General features: G+C 45.4%; 1 protein-coding gene. It reads right to left on the reverse strand.

Features of this window, described 5'->3' with window-relative positions:
- Positions 1 to 32: 32 nt before the first annotated feature.
- Positions 33 to 1,466, reverse strand: coding sequence for an IS66 family transposase (gene tnpC, locus AC1EK4_RS11895; RefSeq protein WP_480358408.1), 1,434 nt, complete (start codon positions 1,464 to 1,466; stop codon positions 33 to 35).
- Positions 1,467 to 1,593 lie beyond the last annotated feature (127 nt).

The raw sequence follows: 1,593 nt of genomic DNA on the forward strand, positions 1-1,593 counted from the left end.
GTAACTATTCAGCGATAGGGCATGACAAGCCGTCAAGCCCCGAATAAGGCTTGAATAGCATTGAACGGTGTTTGGTTGTGTTTCTTGGCAGTTTCAACGATTGAATGTAATTCGAGAAATGCGTCTGCTCCTAAGTCTGAGCGGAATGTACAAGAGTTCTTCAATTTTATTTTCAATTTGCGTATTCCCCGTTCACTTCCGTTGTTGTCAGACGGTATCAATGGGTCTTCAAGAAAGTTGAAGATGTAGTCACGGCATTTTATCAATCCCTTCTTGACGGTTTCAAACTTTTTGCCAAGACTGCTAACATTTATTTTAAGCAGACTGTCCAAGCGTTCTGTCCATGATGTCTTGGGGATTACTGTCGATGGGTTAGTGTTCCTCTCATGTATGGCTTCACGGAACAAGTCGGTTATCTTTCCTGACCAGTTCTGCTTGGTATTCAGTTCCGACATATACTGTAACTCCCGCAGCAAATGCGCAAGGCAAACTTGATGATTGAGGAAATGAAGCGCAAAGTATGCGCTATGGCGGTCTGTTACGGCTGTCATGCGTTCCAGACTGTCGCCAAACTTGTCTGTCAACACTTTTGAGCTTCTGCCATCAGCACGGAAAAGCAAGGTGTAATAAACAGTCTGCGCAATCCATGCCCAGTCAAGACGCTTGTTGCAATAGCATCCGCTCTCGTCGAAACCGACAACACTTGACGACATGACATATTCCTTGATTTTCTCAATGGCAGGCTGTGCATTTCTTTTGGCTTCCCTCACCCAGTTTACAAGCGAGCCTTCACTCGGAGCAACCCCGAATACCTCACGCAAAAAACTTGCTATACGGCCGTACGGAAGGAACTGCACGACACTGAGATACACGACAAGTGACTTTACGCTTGCATCGTAAATCACATCGTTGGACTTGCGCCTTGGTGCGGTACGGATGCGTTCGCCACAACTCTTGCATATCATAACATAGTGGCGTATCTCCTTGACTACCGGCTTCAGCTCTGGAATTGAGATTACTTGCGTTACATAGTCAAGTACACGCTCTGCATCGGCAAGAGACTCACCACAGTTAGTGCAGTATTTGGGAGCATCGTACACTATCTCGTTTGGCATGGAAGAGCAGGATAGTTTATGCCCGTCATGCCCTTCCTGACCGCCAGGCTTCTTGCCGCTAGGCTTGCGGAGAGTCTTCGTTCTTCTAACGATTTCGTCTTTCATGCTCTCCTTGCTAGGCGGAGTGCTGCTGTTGCCGGAATTTTTCTTGGGCTTCTCGTATTTAGACAGGCGTTCTTTTAGTCTTGCATTTTCTTCGTCCTTCTTGCGTATTTGACGATTAAGAGATTCTATGTTACGGTTCAGCTTGGCAATCTCAGCATACTGCAGACCAATGGTTTCACGCATCAGCCGCATCTCGGTCGTCATGTCTTGCAGTACTTTTGATATGTCCGTAACTTGCTCTTTCATAGGTATAAAGGTACAAAAAACATCTCACATACACAAGAAATAAAGACACTTTGTTTTGTCTTTTAATAGGTCTTTTCCTGTTTATTTCAAACGTGGATTAAGGTGCAAGGTGTCGCTGAATAGTTAC

It is taken from the genome of Prevotella sp. C0026C3 (assembly GCF_056590795.1).

What these genes read in the sequence shown, in the direction of transcription:
- tnpC (WP_480358408.1), bottom strand. Translation starts at nt 1,466, where the DNA reads ATGAAAGAGCAAGTTACGGACATATCAAAAGTACTGCAAGACATGACG.